The organism is Microvirga makkahensis (genome assembly GCF_009830105.1).
Classification (GTDB): domain Bacteria; phylum Pseudomonadota; class Alphaproteobacteria; order Rhizobiales; family Beijerinckiaceae; genus Microvirga; species Microvirga makkahensis.
Genome location: NZ_WURB01000011.1, coordinates 15319 through 32154, shown reverse-complemented (window position 1 = coordinate 32154; position 16836 = coordinate 15319). Strand labels below are relative to the sequence as shown.

The window sequence follows — 16836 nt, the reverse complement described above, 5'->3', positions numbered from 1 at the left end:
ATGGAGGGGCGGCCCCAGGGGCCGCAGCCTTCCCGTGTTCAATCGGCCCAATTGAGGGAGCGTGCGACGGCCTTGTCCCATTCCGCGTTCAGGCGTCTGCGGCGGCCCGGCTCCATTGCAGGCGACCAGCGCTTGTCGATGGCCCAGTTGCGCACGAGGTCTTCCTTGCCGGCCCAGAAGCCGACGGCGAGCCCTGCCGCATAGGCGGCGCCCAGGGCCGTCGTTTCGATCACCTTCGGGCGGACGACGGGCACATCGAGAATGTCGGCCTGAAACTGCATGAGCAGCTCGTTCACCACCATGCCGCCGTCGGTGCGCAGCTCCTTCACAGCGATGCCGGTGTCCTTCGTCATCGCGTCCAGCACCTCGCGGGTCTGGAACGCGGTCGCCTCCAGGGCGGCGCGGGCGATATGGGCCTTGGTGGCATAGCGCGTCAGGCCGCCGAACAGCCCGCGGGCGTGGGAGTTCCAGTGGGGAGCATAGAGGCCCGAGAAAGCCGGCACGATGGTGACTCCGCCATTGTCCTCCACGCTGGCGGCCAGGGCCTCGATCTCGTGGCTGGCCTGGATCAGGCCCAGGTTGTCGCGCAGCCACTGCACCAGGGCGCCCGCGATCGCGATGGAGCCTTCGAGCACATAGACGGGCCTCTCGTCCCCGAACTTATAGCCCATCGTGGTCAGCAGGCCGCATTTCGACGGGTAGGGGGTCTCGCCGGTGTTCATGAGCATGAAGCAGCCGGTACCGTAAGTGTTCTTGGCATCGCCCGGCTGGAAGCAGGCCTGGCCGACGAGGGCCGCCTGCTGGTCTCCCAGGATGCCCGCGATGGGCACGCCGGCCAGATTGTCCCTGGCGATGCCGTAGACCTCGCTGGAGGACTTGATCGTCGGCAGGCAGGCTCGCGGAATGTCGAAAAGGGACAGGATGTCATCGTCCCATTCGAGAGCGCCCAGATTCATGAGCTGCGTGCGGCTGGCATTGGTCACATCGGTGATGTGGCAGCCCCCGTTCGTCCCCCCAGTCAGGTTCCAGACGAGCCAGGTGTCGATGTTCCCGAACAGCACGTCTCCGGTTTCGGCCTTCTCCCGCGCGCCGGGAACATTGTCGAGAAGCCACCGGAGTTTCAGCCCCGAGAAATAGCTCGCGAGGGGCAGCCCTGTCTTCGCCCGCAAGCGATCATGGCCGCCGTCCCTGGCGAATTCCTCGACGATGGGGTCCACTCGCGTGTCCTGCCAGACGAGGGCGTTGTGAAGGGGCTTGCCGGTACGCCTGTCCCAGATCAGCGTCGTCTCGCGCTGGTTGGTGATGCCGATGGCGGCGAGATCCCGGGGCTTCAGGCCTTTGCGTTCCAGCGCCTCCCGGATCACGCTTTCGGTGTTGCGCCAGATCTCGAGCGGATCGTGCTCCACATAGCCGGGCTTGGGATAGATCTGCTCGTGCTCCTTCTGGCCGATGGAGACGATGGTCCCCGCCTTGTCGAAGACGATGAATCGCGAGCTGGTCGTGCCCTGATCGATTGCGCCGATATACTGAGCCATGGGCATGCCTTCCGAGTGCTACTGGGCCGCGATGGACGCCGCATGCTGCTTGGCGATATAGGCGTCGATCTTGGCCGGAGCGCCAGCCGGCACGTGCAGGCCGAGCTTGGAGCGGCGCCACAGGATGTCCTCGGCGGTGCGCGCCCATTCGCGGCGCACGAGATAGTCGACCTCGGCCGCGGTCAGACCCGCGCCGAAATCCTCCCCGAGATCGGCCATGGACTTGGCCTCTCCCAGCAGCTCGGCAATGCGCGTGCCGTAGGCCCGGGCGAGGCGGTGCGCCACCTGCTCGGGCAGGAAAGGCCAGCGCCGGCGCACGTCCGCGAAGAACCTGTCGAAATCGGCGTCGGGGATGTCGCCGCCCGGCATCTTGGCATTCTCCGTCCAGGACGGCTTCATGCCCGGGAAGAAGATCTTGAGCTCATCGAGCGCATGCTCGGAGAGCTTGCGGAAGGTAGTGATCTTGCCGCCGAAGATCGACAGCACCGGCGCCTGACCCTGCGGCGCGTCCATGTCGAACACGTAGTCGCGGGTCACGGCGGAGGCGTTGGACGAGCCGTCGTCGAAGAGCGGCCGCACGCCCGAGTAGCTCCACACGACCTCGGCGGGAGTGACTTGGCTTTTGAAGAAGTGGTTCACCACGTTGCAGAGGTATTGCACCTCCTCCGGGCTGATCTCGATCTTCCTGTCCGGAACGGACTCGACCGGAATGTCGGTGGTGCCGATGAGGGTGAACTTCTCCTGATAAGGGATCGCGAACACGATGCGCTTGTCGGTGTTCTGCAGGATGAAGGCTTCCTTCGTGTCGAAGAGCTTGGGAACCACGATGTGGCTGCCCTTCACGAGGCGCACGTTCTTGGTGGTGTTGAGGCCGAGCTTGCTGTTGAGCACGTCGGCCACGAACGGCCCGCCCGCATTGACGATGACCTTGGTACGCAGGTCCTGAATCGCGCCGGTTTCCACGTCCTGAAGAGTCGCCACCCACAGATTGCCGTCGCGGCGGGCGGAGGTGAGCTTGGTGCGCACGCGGATGTCCGCGCCCTTTTCAAAGGCGTCGAGGGCGTTCAGCGCCACCATGCGGCTGTCCTCGACCCAGCAGTCGGAATAGACGAAGGCCGTATCGAAGCCGGGCTTCAGGCCCTGGCCGGCGGGATGCTTCGTCAGGTTGATGGTTTCCGTGCCCGGCAGCTTCTTGCGCGGGGCGAGATGGTCGTAGAGAAAGAGGCCCAGGCGCACGAACCAGGCCGGCCGGATGCCCTTCTCGTGCGGCAGGATGAAACGCAGGGGCCAGATGATGTGGGGGGCGGAGTTCAAGAGACGCTCGCGTTCGAACAGGGCCTCGCGGACCAGACGGAACTCGTAATATTCCAGATAGCGCAAGCCTCCGTGGATCAGCTTCGTCGAGGCGGACGAGGTGTAGCCTGCCAGGTCGCCTTGTTCGCAGAGCACTACGGAGAGACCCCGGCCCACCGCATCGCGGGCGATGCCCGCACCATTGATGCCGCCGCCGACGATGAGAAGATCAGTTACTGCCGTCACGGAACGCGTCTTCCTCTAAACCAAGCCACTTCAGTCAATAGGCACATGAGTTCTTTAGCCGTCTAACGCAAGCGAATTCTCAGGCTTTTCACGTCCCTTTAGCAACAGCAGGACGGCCAGGTAGAAGCCGAGCGAAGCCACCGAAAAGCTCAACCAGAGGATCATGACCCCCGTGTAGCTGCCCCACCAGGCCCACAGCGCCCCGAACAGGAAGGGGGCGCTGGCCGTGGTCAGGCGGACCGGCATGGCGATCATTCCCTGGATGACACCGTAGTTCTCTCGGCCGAACAGCTCGGGAGGCAGCAGGGCGCGGACGATGGTCATCATGCCGTTGGAGGCGCCGAAGAGCGCCGCGAAGGGAGCGACCAGCCAGGATTCTGGGGAAAGGAAGGGCAGGCACCCGAACGCGAGGACGCCCAGGCTCAAGGTCACGACGCCGATGCCCTTCATCCCGAAAGCGCGCTCTCCCATCGCCATGGCCATCCGCCCTGCTACCTGGGCGGGCCCGATGATGGAAAAGGCAACGACGGCCATCTCGAGGCTGTAGCCCTTCTCGGTGAGCAGCGGAATCAGGTGGATCGGCAGCCCCGCCGCGATGAGGCCCTGGAGAACCGAGGAGGCGATGAAGCACCAGAACGAGGCCCTGAGCAGTATGGAGCGGGCGCTGGACGAAAGCGCGAGCGGCTGCTCGCTCGCCGGGTGAGAAGCCTTTTTCAAGGCCGGAGGAATGGCGATGAAATGAATCGTCGCACAGATGATAAGATTGAGTCCGGCGAGGATTAGAAGGGTGTTGCGCCAGCCCAGGTGCTCGATGAGCAGGTGGGTGAGGGGGATGAAAACGGTGCTCGCGAAGCCGCCGACCAGGGTCATGAAGGTGATGCCCCGGCGGGCGAGAAAGCCGAGCCTGCGGGCCAGGACGGCAAAGCCCGGTTCATAGAACACGCTGCTCATGGAGAGCCCCATGGCCGCCCAGATGAGAACGAAGGCCGGATAGCTCTCGACCTGCGACCAGAGCGCCAGGAGCAGGGCCGCCAAGGCGGAGCCGCCGGTCATCACCGCACGGCCATAGCCCAGATCGATGAGCCGCCCGACCGGCACGGCGCAAAGGGCGGAGGTGCCGAGCGCCAGGGAATAGGCGGCTATCAGTTCGGACTTGCTCCAGCCGAGCTCCTGTCCCATGGGCTCGACGAAAAGCGCGAAGGCATAGAAGATCGTGCCGAAGGAGACGAGCTGCGTCAGAGACATGGCCGAGACGAAGCCCCAGGGCATGCGGGCGGAGGTGGACATGAATGCTTTCTTATGCTGCCGCGGCCTGTTATGTCAGGCTCAGAGGTTGACGGATAGGCCTTTAGCCCTCATATGAGCAACACGGCGTCAGCGCTCGACCACGAGCCGCTTGAGCGGGACTGCGTGACGGAAATTCGCCTGAACGGTGAAAACCCGGTCCCCTTCTTCAATCGCTTGACCCATACGATAGCTCCATCACGCGGGCTGTCGCCTTGAGAGCCCTGAAGCGCCTTTGCTGATCCAAGCCGAACCTGCTTTGCGGCTCACCGCATCCGTTCGAAAGACAATATCACCTTGACACTCTTCACAGATTTCGGATTGGCCCAGCCGATCCTGAAGGCCTTGATCGCCGAGGGTTACGAGAAGCCCACGCCCATCCAGGCCCAGACCATCCCCTATGCGATGGAAGGCCGCGACGTCTGCGGCATCGCCCAGACCGGCACCGGCAAGACGGCGGCTTTCGCGCTGCCGATCCTGCACCGCCTGTCGAACGATCCGAAGCCGCGCAAGCACAAGAGCGCCCGTGTGCTCGTGCTGAGCCCGACCCGCGAGCTTGCCGGCCAGATCGCCGACAGCTTCAAGGCCTATGGCCGCAACCTGCGTCTCGCCACAGAGGTGGTGTTCGGCGGCGTCACCATCTCCCGCCAGGAGAAGGCGCTCGCCCAGGGCGTCGACGTGCTCGTGGCCACTCCCGGCCGCCTCATCGACCTCGTGGACCGCAAGTCGTTGAGCCTCCGCGACATCGAGATTCTCGTCCTCGACGAGGCCGACCAGATGCTCGATCTCGGCTTCATCCATGCCCTGAAGCGCATCGTGACCCTGCTGCCGAAGAATCGTCAGAGCCTGTTCTTCTCGGCCACCATGCCGAAGACGATCTCGACTCTCGCCGATTCCTTCCTGCGCGATCCGGCCCATGTGGCGGTGACCCCCGTGGCCACCACTGCCGAGCGCGTGGACCAGAGCGTCATCTTCGTGCCGACGAACCGCAAGCAGGTCCTGCTCGAGACGCTCCTGCGCGATCCGGCCATCGACCGCGTGCTGGTCTTCACGCGTACCAAGCACGGCGCTGACAAGGTGGTGCGTGGCCTCGACAAGGCCGGCATCGTGGGCGCGGCCATTCACGGCAACAAGTCGCAGCCGCAGCGCGAGCGCGCCCTGGCGGCCTTCCGTGACGGATCGTGCCGGGTGCTGGTTGCGACCGACATCGCCGCGCGCGGCATCGATGTCGAGGGCGTGACGCACGTCATCAACTACGACCTCCCGAACGTGCCGGAATCGTACGTCCACCGCATCGGCCGCACCGCGCGTGCCGGGGCCTCGGGACTCGCGATCTCGTTCTGCAACGACGAGGAGAAGGCTTATCTCAAGGACATCGAGAAGCTGACGCGCCTGAAGGTGCCGGTCATGCCGCTGCCGGAAGGACTGCCCGCCGCTCCGGCTCCCGCGGAGAACGCCGAGCGTCGCAGCGAGCCGCAGCGCGGTCGTCCGGCTCCCCATGCCCGCGGGCATCAGGGCCATGGCCAGCCGCGCAATTCAGATCCGAATGCCGACAAGGGGCCCAAGCGTCGTCGCGGTCGCGGCGGAAAGCCCGCAGGCGGCCAGCCTCAGGGCGGTCATCCGGTCGCGGGCCAGCCGCGCCCCGCGCAGGGACAGAAGCCTGCCCAGGGGCAGCGTTCCCCGCAGCAGGCTCGCCCCGCCGCCCGTTCCACGGACGGACGGCGCGACGGAGCCCAGGTGGCATGGCTCGAAAAGAGCCCCCGCCGCCGGTAAGTGAAAAAGGCGCCTCGCGGCGCCTTTTTTGTTGCGGGCCGCTCCACGACATCTGCGTCCCGTCCATGTCATTCCCGGCCTTGTGCCGGTAATCCCGAAGGCGTGAAGCGCCGCGTCTTTCTTGATCGAGATGGCCGGGACGAACGTGGCCATCGCGAGGAGCAGCGCTAATGATACGGGTCGGCCGCGTCGCGCAGGCCGTCACCCATGAAGTTGAAGGCGAGTACCACCACGATCACCGGAACCATGGGAAAGAGCAGCCACGGATGGAGCTGCACGGCGGCGAGGTTCTGCGCCTCGTTGAGCAGCACGCCCCAACTGGTGACCGGCGGACGCAGGCCCAGCCCCAAGAAGGAGAGGGCGGTCTCGCCGAGGATCATGGACGGGATCGAGAGCGTCGCGGACGCGATCAGGTGGCTCATGAAGTTCGGAATGAGATGGCGCGCAATGATGCGCTTCTTCGAAGCGCCCATCAGTTCGGCGGCCTTCACGAAATCCTCTTCGCGCAGGGCGAGCAGCTTCGAGCGCACGGCCCGCGCCAAGCCCGGCCAGTCGAGGAGCCCCAGGATGATCGTGATGCCGAAGAAGACGAGGATCGGACTCCAGTTCGGCGGCAGCGCCGCCGAGAGCGCGAGCCACAGGGGGAGTTCGGGCAGGGAGCGCAGGATCTCGATCATGCGCTGGATCACGTGATCCACCCAGCCGCCCAGATAGCCTGCGAGCCCGCCGAAGAAGAGACCCAGGGTGAACGACACCGCGATGCCGATGAGGCCGATGGTGAGCGAGATGCGCGCACCGTAGATGATGCGCGAGAAGAGATCGCGCCCCAGCCTGTCGGTTCCGAGGATGAACATCGTGCCATTCTCGGGCGGGCAGACGAGATGCACGTTCGTGAGGAAAACGCCCCACAATTCGTAAGAATCGCCCCGGCAGAAGAACCGGAGCGGCTGCGGCCGGGAGGTGTCGACCGTGTAGACGCGCCGGAAGGTCTCAAGATCGAAGCTGTATTGGTAAGGATACACGAAGGGGCCGACGAAGCGTCCCTCGTGCATAAGGTGAATGCCCTGCGGCGGTGCGTAGAGGAAATCGCCGTGGCGCTTGGTCTGGTTGTAGGGCGCGATCACCTCGACGAAGGGCACCACGAGATAGAAGGCGAACAGCACGAAGGCGGCCGCCACGGCCACTTTGTGGCGGCGGAACTTCCACCACATGAGCTGCCAGGACGAGGCGCGATAAAACCTCTCGTTCTCGGTGCCGATGGGTTCCGTCGTGCCCGGGTCGAAGGGCGTCGGGTCGACGTAATGACGCGTACGGGTCGGCAGCGTATTCATCGCGCGCCTCCCATGCGGATGCGCGGATCGATCCAGGCCAGGAGAAGGTCCGAGATCAGCATGCCGACCACGGTGAGAACCGCCACGAACATCAGGATGAAGCCGGCCAGGAACTGATCCTGGTTCTTCAGCGCGCTCAACAGAATGGGACCCACTGTGGGAAGGCTGAGCACCAGCGATACCAGCACCGAGCCGGACACCAGATGCGGCAGCAGGTTGCCGATATCGGCGATGAAGGGGTTGAGGGACATGCGGAAGGGGTATTTCAGGAGAGCCTTCGTCGGCCCGAGTCCCTTGGCCTTCGCCGTCACGTAATATTGCTTGCCCAATTCGTCGAGCAGGTTCGCGCGCATGCGCCGGATCATCGATGCGGTGCCTGCGAGACCGATCACGATGGTGGGCACGATGAGATGGGTCAGGAGCGACCTGATCTTCTCCCAGGTCCAGGGTTCTCCCGCGAATTTCGCGTCATAGAGGCCACCGATGGAGAGGCCGAACCAGCGGTTCAGGTAGTAGAGCAGGATGAGGGCGAGCAGGAAGCTCGGGGTCGCGAGCCCGATATAGCCGATGAAGGTCGCCAGATAGTCGCCCAGGGAATATTGCCGCGTGGCGGAGTAGATGGCGATGGGAATCGAGACCAGGTGGATGAAGATCACCGCCGCGAGGTTCACGAGAAGCGTCAGCCACAGGGCATCGCCCACCACCTCCACGACGGGTTTGTCGTATTCGAAGGACCAACCCCAATCGCCCTGGAGAAGGCCCGAGAATCCATCGACACCCGGCATCGCGCCGATCCAGATCAGGTATTGCTGCCAGGCCGGGCGGTCGAGACCGTATTGCTTGATCAGGAACTCCGCCTTGGCGATGGCGGCGGTGTCGTTCTGGGCCCGCAATTCGTGGATCAGGTTGGTGAGGAAGTCTCCCGGCGGCAGCTTGATGATGAAGAACACGAGGGCCGAGATGATGATGAGCGTAACGGCCATGGTAGCGAGGCGACGCAACAGAAAGCGGATCATCGGCTGGCCTCTCTTCCGGCGGCCTTGCTCCAGTAGATCTCGTCGATCCGGTAGATGCCGAGCATGGCGGTAGGCTCCCAGGAGTAGAGTGCCTTGGCGGGCAGCCCCTGCAGACCGTTGCGGACCACGATGGGCTGCAGGGCGCCGGCCACCGTGCCGATCACCCATTGATTCTCCGCGTGATTGCGGAGCATCTCGCGCCAGACCTGGGCTTGCACGGCCTCGTCGCCCGTCGACATCCAGGTATCGTAGAGTTCGGACAACCGCTTGGCCTCCGGCAGATCGACGGCCTCTCCGTTCATACCTTTGGTCTCGACATACTGGCCCCATTTCGGCCAGGCGTAATTGTCCTGCCGCATGGGTGCGAATTCCGTCGGCGGCATGATGGCAGTGGGAACGGCGTTGTCGAAACCGGGCGCCGCGACCATCATTGTCAGGCCCGCGAAGGAGCGGTTGCGCAGGACCGTGCGATCCTGCGGCTTCACGAACAGCCGCACCCCGATCTCGCGCCAGAACTCGGAGATGAGGGTCAGCCCGTCCACCACGAGACTGCTCTCGCCGTCCGTCTCTACGATGATTTCCAGTTCGCGCCCGTCCGGCAGCAGACGGAAGCCCGCGCCGTTGCGTTTCGTCAGGCCGATCTCGTCGAGGAGCCGGGAGGCCCGGTCCGGGTCGTACTCTGCATTGAGCGTGCGCAGCTCCGGCGAGAAGAGAGGGCTCTCCGGCACCACCGTGTTGTTGCCTACCGTCCCGAGCCCGAAGAGCAGAGCATTGTTCAGGGTTTTGCGGTCGATGCCGAGAGACAGGGCGCGGCGGAAGCGCACGTCCCGGTTGAGCCGGCGCCAGACTGGATCCACGGTGTTGAGATTGGGATAGAGAGCCAGTTCCGTGCCGCGCGCATAGGGCCAGATCAGCGTCTTGTAGCCCTGCATCTTCTCGCCTTCCTTGAGCACGGGGATATCGCCCATGGAAAGGCCGCGGAACAGGAGATCCGTCTCGCCTGCATTGGCCTTGGCAGCGAAGAGCCCGCTGGCGGAGACGTCCATGACGATCCGGTCGAGATAGGGCAACTGATGACCCTGTTTGTCGATCCGGTGATAGAAGGGATTGCGCTCGAAGACGAAGCGGGTGGCAGGGGCCGAATTCGTGACGCGCCAAGGCATGAGGGTCGGCAGGTCCGGGTTCGTCTGCTCCTTCATGTCGTCCATGCGGTTGTGAAGTGCGGCCCAGGATTTCAGTTTCTGCTCGTTGGCTCGCTCTTCCAGTGAGGCTTTGTCGGCATACCTCGCATGGAACTGCTTGAGGTATTTCGAGGCCCGGTAGATCGCGGGATCGATGGGCCCCGCAAGTTGCGGCAGGAAGCGCGGGTTGGGCTTGTCCCAGCTGTAGCGGATCGTACGCTCGTCCAGCACCTCGAAGCGCGGAGGCCTTCCGTCAACCAGCATGAACTCGGGAGGTCCTGCCGGCGACAGCTCCTTGTTGAGCGCGATGTCCTCCCAATAGTAACGGAAATCCTCCGCCGTGAAGGGGGTCCCATCCGACCAGCGGTGGCCGGCGCGCAGGGTGAAGGTGAAGACCATATCCCCCTGGTTCTCGAATGTCTCGAGCAGGTCGGGCTGAAGCTGCAGGTGCCGGTCGTAGCCGACGAGACGGGTGTAGGAATAGGTCGAGATGTAGCGGATGTCGCGGGCGCGCGGCACGAGCGTCACGACTTCCCCGCCGGGCTGACCCGCGGCCTCGACCACGAGCGGCGCCGAAGGAACCCGCTCGGCGACCGGAGGCAGGTTCTTCTCGCCGTCCTTGAAAAATGGCGTTTCCTGCATCGGCTGCGCGAGGAGCGGCAGGGGAAGCAGGCTCGCAAGACATGCGGCGACAAGGAGTTTCAGTCCAAGGAGCCGGTTCATACGGCGCAGGAGACTTTTCTTCCCGTTGCTGGAAGGAGATGGAGGCGCGAGCGACGGCCTATGTCGGTGCGACGTCGGTACCCTTGCCCCGGCCCCGTCCATCCCGATCGGACGAGCGCGGCGTTTCACATGATCGGGGTTCACGGAACAAGCCCGGTGGGGAAGTGGGGTGAAACCAAGGTGCTCGTCCCTGTCCTCGATCGACTCGTCCCTCGGGAGGTTCGTCATCACGCAGCCTCCTGCGCCGCGGCGGGTCCGATGCGGATCTTGTGGCCCGGCTCGATCTCCTTCATCGTGCCGAATTCGCCGTCCGGAATGCGGAATGGCTCGGGCCACTCGGCGGGGTCGGAGAAACGGCCGGCGCGCAGTTTCGCGAAATCGAGGGGACGGTCGAGATCCGGATCCGGGACTGCCGCGAGAAGCGCCTGCGTGTAGGGATGAACCGGGTTTCGGAAGAGGGAGGATTTCGGTGCCTCCTCCACGATATAGCCTCGGCACATCACGGCGATGGTGTCGGCGATGTAATCCACCACCGCGAGATTATGGGACACGAAGATATAGGAAAGCCCAAGGGCTGATTGCAGATCCTTCAGCAGGTTCAACACCTGCGCCTGCACCGACACGTCGAGTGCGGAAACCGGCTCGTCGCATAACAGCACGCGCGGCTCGAGCGCCAAGGCTCTCGCGATGCCCAGGCGCTGACGCTGCCCGCCGGAGAAGGAGTGCGGATAACGGCGCAGGGAGCGCTGATCGAGGCCTACCATGTCGAGCAGCTGCTTCACGCGATGATAGCGCTCGTCGGGCGTGCCGATATCGTGGATGCGAAGCGGCTCGGTCAGGATCTCGTAGACGGTCATGCGGGGATTGAGCGACGAGAACGGGTCCTGGAAGATGAACTGCACGGAACGCCGATAGGCGGTCAGCTCCTTTCCTTCGATGCGGTGAACGTCCTTCGGGCCCGTGCCGTCGTCGAACAGGACGCGCCCGGCGTCGGGCTCGAGGGCACGCATGATCATCTTGGAAACGGTGGTCTTGCCGCAGCCCGACTCTCCGACGAGACCGAGCGTGCTGCCGAGTGGCAGCGAGAGGTCGACGCCGTTCACGGCCCGGACGATGCGCGGCTTGCCGAAGAAGCGGCCGGAGCGGAGCGTGAAGCATTTCGTCAGTCCTTCCGCTCTCAGGATCGGGCCCTGCGGCTGCGGCCTTTCGGGCGCATGGATGTGCGCGAGCGTCGCGCTCTTCACCTCGCGGATCGGGGTCAGGCGCTCGTCTTCGGCCATGGCAAAGCGCGGTACCGCGCGGATGAGCGCCTGGAGATAGGGGTGCTGGGCGTTGCGGAAGATCTCCTCGCGGGATCCCGCCTCCGTGATCCTGCCGCGATACATGACGACCACCTCGTCGGCGATGTTCGCGACGACGCCGAGATCATGCGTGATCAGCAGCACCGACATGCCCGTCTCGGCCTGAAGCTCCTTGATGAGGTCGAGGATCTGGGCCTGCGTGGTCACGTCGAGCGCCGTCGTCGGCTCGTCCGCGATCAGAAGAGCGGGCCGCGTGATCAGCGCCATGGCGATCATGGCGCGCTGGCGGAGGCCTCCGGATAATTCGAAGGGGTAATTGCGCAAGGCCCGCTTCGGATCGGGAAAGCCGACCCGGGCCAGCACCTCCGTGGTGCGCTGCAGGGCCTTCGCCTTGCTCACATCCGCATGGATCAGAAGCGCCTCGGAGATCTGATCGCCGATGGTGTGCAGCGGCGAGAGAGAGGTCATCGGCTCCTGGAAGATCATGGCGATGCGCCCGCCGCGCAGCTGGTGCATGGCCTCTCCCTCAGGCTTGAGGGACGCGATATCGACCGGGGCCTGGAGGTTGGGATCGTCGAAGAGGATCGAGCCGCCGGAGATCCGCGCTTTCCTGGGCAGGATCTGGAGAATGGATTGGGCCGTCACCGATTTGCCCGAGCCGGACTCGCCCACGAGCGCTACCGTCCTGCCCTTCGGAATGTCGAAGGTCAGACCGTCCACCGCCCGGAAATCACCGGCATCGGTATGGAAGTCGACCGTCAGCTGACGGATCGACAGGAGCGGCGCTTCCATGGGCTCCTCCAGCAGGCACTCATCATAACGCATCACGCCGAAGCTGTGATCCTGTTTCTCCTCGAAAACACATCATCCGGACGGAGGAAGGGGATCTCCCGGGCGGCAAGATGCATCATGAGTTTCTCGCAAAACGTCCAGATGACATCGTCGTGGATCAGATGATGGGTCAGGAGCCCGATGGGTTCCTCCCTGTCAGCCTCCCCGATGACCCTGCGGTCGATGGCGGCGGCGAGCCTTGCGACGATCCGTTTCGGATCGTCCAGACTTCGCGTGCCGTGCCAGTCGATCGGATCGATATGGGTATTGACCTGCAGCAGGCCTTCGGCGGACCTAGCCTCCTTCCGATCGTTGAAGGCGGAAAGGCCCGTGAAACCTGCCCGCGGCAGGTGCTGCGCCAGATCGGGCGAAATCCGGTTCCATGGCGGCACGAAGACCGGGAGGAGCTTATGGCCAAACTGGTCGCGTGCGACGTGAAGGGCCCGCTCCGCTTCGGCGGCCATGGCGTCGACGGAACGGTGAGGTCCGAATTCCGCCTTCTTCTCCCCGGCAGGAGCATGGTTCGCGTGCGACCAGCCATGGACCAGGGCGAAGGCCGCATCGTCCCTGCGCAGGCGTTCGCCGAGCGAGGGCTTGAGGCTCCTCGGGATCACGGCCAGGGCGACGCTGGCCCGGGCGCTGCGGCTCAGGGCCATGAGACGGTCGAGCTGGGGCGTGTCCGCAACCGCGTCGTCGTCTCGCCACCAGAACCGGACGGTGCCGCCGCGATCGCCGGCACGGTCGAGCGCCCGATCCAGGGGCGACCAGTCGACGGGGCGGTGGAGGGCAGGGTGGGCCGGCACCAGGCTCTCCGCGACGGCGACGCTTTCGCGCGCGCCGTCCAGATCGATGCTGGGGGGTAGCGATTGCTGGCGCGACAGGCCATGCCGAACGGCCTCGGCAAGGCGCTGGGGCGAGAGGTCCGCCTCCGGCACGATCTCGGCAAGGCCAAGCGCCTTGAGGCGTTCCGCGCGCAGGCGCTGCTCTGTTTCTTGTCCCGCTTCGAAGGGGACGAGCACTGCCTTGGCATGGCTGCGCAGAAGATCGACGACGGTGTTGTAGCCGGCCTGGCTGACGGACAATTCGGCGTGCGCTAGAAGGTTGCGGAAATCAGGCCTTGCGCGCTCGATCGTCACATGAGAGGGCGCGCCGTGGCGAAGTGCGGTGAAGTCGGCGTCCGTCACGCCGCGTCCGATCAGGATGCGCCACGGCCTGTCGGCGATCTCCTGCGCGGCCGCGATGGCGGCGCGGTAGAGTGGCAGACTTGCGGCGCTCGATCCGCCTGACACGAGGATGCCCTTGCGGTCTCCCTGTTCCAGGGGCTCCGGGTTTTCGTCCACATAGCCGGTATAGCGGATCAGCGGGCGGATGCGCTCGTCCACCGGCCATGTAGCCTCCAGGGGCACGATACGCGGATCGCCGTGAACGAGAACGGCCTCGTAATTCTCCAGGATTCGCGCATGGGTCTCCTCGATGCGCTCGGGCTTCGAGGGAGGGGCGAGAATATCGCGGATCGAACAGAGAATGCGGGGACCCGGGTCCAGGCTCCGCGCGTCCTTCAGAAAGGTCATGAACTCGCCCGCGAGAACGCGGCGCCCGAAGGGGAAGAGCTCGGTGATGACGATATCGGGCCTGAACGTCCTCAACGTGTCGAGAAGAAGAATGCGCCGTTCTGCCAGCCGGAAATTGTCGACGGGTGCGCCATCCTCATCGAGCAAGGTCGTGAAATCCGTGCCGAGGATACGCACGGGCGGCAGTTGCACGAAGGCGACGCCGTCGAGGCCCGCGGGTCGCGCAGGGCTTCCTCCTGAAACCAGTGTCGTCGCGTGACCCGCCTGCGAGAAGGCGCGCGCGAGGGCTGCTGCCCGCGTGAGGTGGCCCGCTCCCAAGAGATGCGTGACGACGATCAGAACACGCATGCCTGTGCTCCTCCCGGTAGCGCAAGCGAGCGCAGCACCTCGCGCACGCGCATGGCGGCCCGATCGAGGTTGCGCTCCTCGCTGACGAAGTGCTGGGCGCGGGTGCCGAGCGCCCGAAGCCGCGCAGGATGGTCAAGCAGATCTTTCACGGCATCGGAGAATGCCGCGCTATCCCCCGCCGGAGTCAACAATCCCGTCTCCCCGTCCTTCACCACGCTTGCGACGCCGCCGAAATCGCCTGCGACGACGGGGCAGCCGAAGAACTGCGCCTCGAGAAGCACCATCCCGTAGGCCTCGTTCACCGCAGGCCACACGAACAGGTCCGCCTGTCGGTAGAGAGCGGCGAGTCCGCTCGTGCTCTCGATCCGTCCATGAAAGCGCACGCGCCCCGCGAGTGGCTCGAAGAGCAGCTCGATGTCAGGACGTGCCTCGCCGTCTCCGACGATGTCGAGCGACCAGGGGCGACGTGCGATAGCCTTAAGGGCATCCGCTAGGATGCGGTAGGAGGCGAGCTTGTCGCCGTCGCGCATCATGGCGACCGTCAGGAGGCGAGGCTCGCCGGAAACCCGCGGGGATGCCGGCCCGGGCCATTCCTCGGCATCCATGAAGGGAGGCAGATCGATCAATGCCTGGTGCGGCGGACGCGAGCGCTCCAGCGCGATGCGGTCCTTGGCCGTCATCACGAAAACGGCGTCGGCCCGATCGAGCGCCGCCTCCGCACCTTCATGGCCCAGAGCCCACGGGCCCCCTGCGCGCTTGCCGGCCCGCGAGCCTTCGGCGATCACGTAGGGGATGCCCAGGGCTTTGCTGACGCGCGGCCCGATCCAGTCCGGCGCCTTGTAGTAGACGTGATAGGTGAACCACAGGCTTGGCCGGCATTCCTGCGGCAGGGCCCGGTAATGCGCAATCAGGCGGGCGGCTTCCGCCAGGGATCGCTCTTTCAGATCATCCTGCACGCGCCGGTCGCCAGCCTTGTCGAATGTGCGCAGCTCGCTCGCGAGATGAGGCGCGAAGCCCGCCCTGTCGAGCGTCTTGACCAGAAGACGCGCCATGGTGCGGTCGCCCGAGGGGAGGGGATGGTTCGGGCTCTTCAGCGGGGCATAGAACGCGGCAGACTTACGGGCGCTCACACGGACTCCGCTGTTTCAACGGGTTGTCGACGAGCGCGCGGAAACGGGATTCGAGAACGTCGATGCCGCCTTCCATCGAGAAGTCCTGACGAAGACGACGGTAGGCCGCCTCGCCGAGGATCTTGCGCCGCTCAGGCTCCCGGGCCAGAAGGTTGAGCGCGTTCGACAGCGCTTCCCAGTCGCCGGGGGGAACGAGCTCGCCCTCCACGCCGCTGCGGATGAATTCAGGAATCCCTGCGAAGTCCGTCGCCACGATGGCAAGCCTCTGGCTCGCCGCCTCCATGATCACGTTCGGCAATCCGTCGCGGTCGCCAGAGGCCGCCTTTCTGGAGGGCAGCACGAAAAGGTCCGCCTCGCGCAGCAGGGCGATGATGTCGGGCTGCGCCTTCGCGCCCAGGAAGGCCACCCTGTCGGCGATGCCGGCCTGCTGGGCCTGTTTCTTGAAGCCGGCCAGAAGCTCGCCGCCGCCCACATGCGCGAAGCGCCAGTGCAGATCGCCCGGCAGGGCGGCGAGCGCCTGGATGAGATCGCCATAGCCTTTCTTGGCCACTGCCCGGCCGATGGAGACGATCCTCACCGGGTCCATGGGATTGGAGCCGTCCCGCGCGGGACGGTTTTCCGGAGGCGCGGGGAAGCGCGAGAGATCGAGGCCGTGATAGACGAGCGAAACACGATCGGGGCCCGACAGCGCCTGCAGGGTCTGCACGCCCTGGGCGGTGCAGGTCACGCCCCACAGGGCCTCCTGCATCTTTTCGCGCTTCTCCCAGTCGGGCGTGGTCCAGATGTCCTTCGCATGGGCCGAAAAGGTCCAGGTGCGACCGGTGAGGAGAGCCGCATAGCGCACGACGGAGGCGGGGGTGTGAAGATAATGAACATGAAGGTGGCGCACGTCGGCGGGCAGTTCCCGCGCCATGACGAAGGCCTGCCCCAGACGCCGGACCCGGTTGGCCGTGAAGTCCCGTTTCAGATCACGCCAGAAGGCTTTCAACGCCGCGCCGAATCCCTTCTGCCGGAGGCTCCAGGCGGCGCTCTTGAGAACGCGCAGGGGCTCCTCGTAGAGATATTCCGGCAGATACGCCACCCGCGCCTTGATCTTCTTGTTCATGGGATGGACGGCCCGCTCTGTCGGATGACGGAGAGACCAGATTTCGAGATCGAGCCCGCGCTCTTCGAGAGCCAGGATCTCCTGGGCGATGAAGGTCTCGGACAGCCGCGGATAGCCTTTCACGGTAATGGCGATCCGCCGGGCTTCGGGTGAGGGAGGCATCGGAAC

General features: G+C 65.0%; 11 protein-coding genes. 1 reads left to right on the top strand and 10 read right to left on the bottom strand.

Going from position 1 to position 16836, the window contains the following annotated elements; translation table 11 throughout:
• Positions 1-38 precede the first annotated feature (38 nt).
• Genes glpK through GR328_RS15600 form a run of 3 tightly spaced genes read right to left on the bottom strand, consistent with a single transcriptional unit; the run spans position 39 to position 4361 of the window.
• Positions 39-1535, bottom strand: coding sequence for a glycerol kinase GlpK (gene glpK, locus GR328_RS15610; RefSeq protein WP_160885455.1), 1497 nt, complete (start codon positions 1533-1535; stop codon positions 39-41).
• A gap of 18 nt (positions 1536-1553) precedes the next feature.
• Positions 1554-3074, bottom strand: coding sequence for a glycerol-3-phosphate dehydrogenase (locus GR328_RS15605; protein WP_160885454.1), 1521 nt, complete (start codon positions 3072-3074; stop codon positions 1554-1556).
• 54 nt (positions 3075-3128) lie between these two features.
• Entirely contained in the window at positions 3129-4361 is a 1233-nt protein-coding gene (locus GR328_RS15600) for an MFS transporter (protein WP_160885453.1), read from the bottom strand.
• A gap of 294 nt (positions 4362-4655) precedes the next feature.
• Between GR328_RS15600 and GR328_RS15595 the strand changes: the two genes are divergently transcribed.
• Positions 4656-6131: a DEAD/DEAH box helicase gene (locus GR328_RS15595; protein WP_160885452.1), complete on the top strand. Its 1476-nt coding sequence runs from the start codon at positions 4656-4658 to the stop codon at positions 6129-6131.
• A gap of 167 nt (positions 6132-6298) precedes the next feature.
• Here GR328_RS15595 and GR328_RS15590 read toward each other — a convergent pair whose 3' ends face one another.
• From GR328_RS15590 to GR328_RS15560, 7 genes are all read right to left on the bottom strand, one after another.
• Positions 6299-7462 carry an ABC transporter permease gene (locus tag GR328_RS15590; protein ID WP_160885451.1) on the bottom strand — a complete coding sequence of 388 codons (1164 nt, stop codon included), beginning with the start codon at positions 7460-7462 and terminating at the stop codon, positions 6299-6301.
• Positions 7459-8478 carry an ABC transporter permease gene (locus GR328_RS15585; RefSeq protein WP_160885450.1) on the bottom strand — a complete coding sequence of 340 codons (1020 nt, stop codon included), beginning with the start codon at positions 8476-8478 and terminating at the stop codon, positions 7459-7461. Before GR328_RS15585 ends, GR328_RS15590 begins: the two co-directional genes overlap by 4 nt.
• Positions 8475-10382 carry an ABC transporter substrate-binding protein gene (locus GR328_RS15580; protein WP_160885449.1) on the bottom strand — a complete coding sequence of 636 codons (1908 nt, stop codon included), beginning with the start codon at positions 10380-10382 and terminating at the stop codon, positions 8475-8477. Before GR328_RS15580 ends, GR328_RS15585 begins: the two co-directional genes overlap by 4 nt.
• Before the next feature lie 227 nt (positions 10383-10609).
• Positions 10610-12475, bottom strand: a complete 1866-nt coding sequence (locus GR328_RS15575; protein WP_160885555.1) for an ABC transporter ATP-binding protein — start codon at positions 12473-12475, stop codon at positions 10610-10612.
• 32 nt (positions 12476-12507) lie between these two features.
• The gene (locus tag GR328_RS15570) at positions 12508-14433 is read right to left on the bottom strand and encodes a glycosyltransferase (protein WP_160885448.1); all 1926 of its coding nucleotides are present in this window, start codon (positions 14431-14433) and stop codon (positions 12508-12510) included.
• Complete coding sequence (locus GR328_RS15565) at positions 14421-15485, bottom strand: glycosyltransferase family 4 protein (RefSeq protein ID WP_160885554.1); 1065 nt, start codon at positions 15483-15485, stop codon at positions 14421-14423. The genes GR328_RS15570 and GR328_RS15565 overlap by 13 nt, the downstream gene beginning before the upstream one ends.
• Positions 15486-15549: 64 nt before the next feature.
• Positions 15550-16830, bottom strand: coding sequence for a glycosyltransferase (locus GR328_RS15560; RefSeq protein WP_160885447.1), 1281 nt, complete (start codon positions 16828-16830; stop codon positions 15550-15552).
• Between the last annotated feature and the right edge of the window lie 6 nt (positions 16831-16836).

What these genes read in the sequence shown, in the direction of transcription:
- glpK (WP_160885455.1), bottom strand. Translation starts at nt 1,535, where the DNA reads ATGGCTCAGTATATCGGCGCAATCGATCAGGGCACGACCAGCTCGCGA.
- GR328_RS15600 (WP_160885453.1), bottom strand. Translation starts at nt 4,361, where the DNA reads ATGTCCACCTCCGCCCGCATGCCCTGGGGCTTCGTCTCGGCCATGTCT.
- GR328_RS15590 (WP_160885451.1), bottom strand. Translation starts at nt 7,462, where the DNA reads ATGAATACGCTGCCGACCCGTACGCGTCATTACGTCGACCCGACGCCC.
- GR328_RS15585 (WP_160885450.1), bottom strand. Translation starts at nt 8,478, where the DNA reads ATGATCCGCTTTCTGTTGCGTCGCCTCGCTACCATGGCCGTTACGCTC.
- GR328_RS15580 (WP_160885449.1), bottom strand. Translation starts at nt 10,382, where the DNA reads ATGAACCGGCTCCTTGGACTGAAACTCCTTGTCGCCGCATGTCTTGCG.
- GR328_RS15575 (WP_160885555.1), bottom strand. Translation starts at nt 12,475, where the DNA reads ATGGAAGCGCCGCTCCTGTCGATCCGTCAGCTGACGGTCGACTTCCAT.
- GR328_RS15570 (WP_160885448.1), bottom strand. Translation starts at nt 14,433, where the DNA reads ATGCGTGTTCTGATCGTCGTCACGCATCTCTTGGGAGCGGGCCACCTC.
- GR328_RS15565 (WP_160885554.1), bottom strand. Translation starts at nt 15,485, where the DNA reads ATGGCGCGTCTTCTGGTCAAGACGCTCGACAGGGCGGGCTTCGCGCCT.
- GR328_RS15560 (WP_160885447.1), bottom strand. Translation starts at nt 16,830, where the DNA reads ATGCCTCCCTCACCCGAAGCCCGGCGGATCGCCATTACCGTGAAAGGC.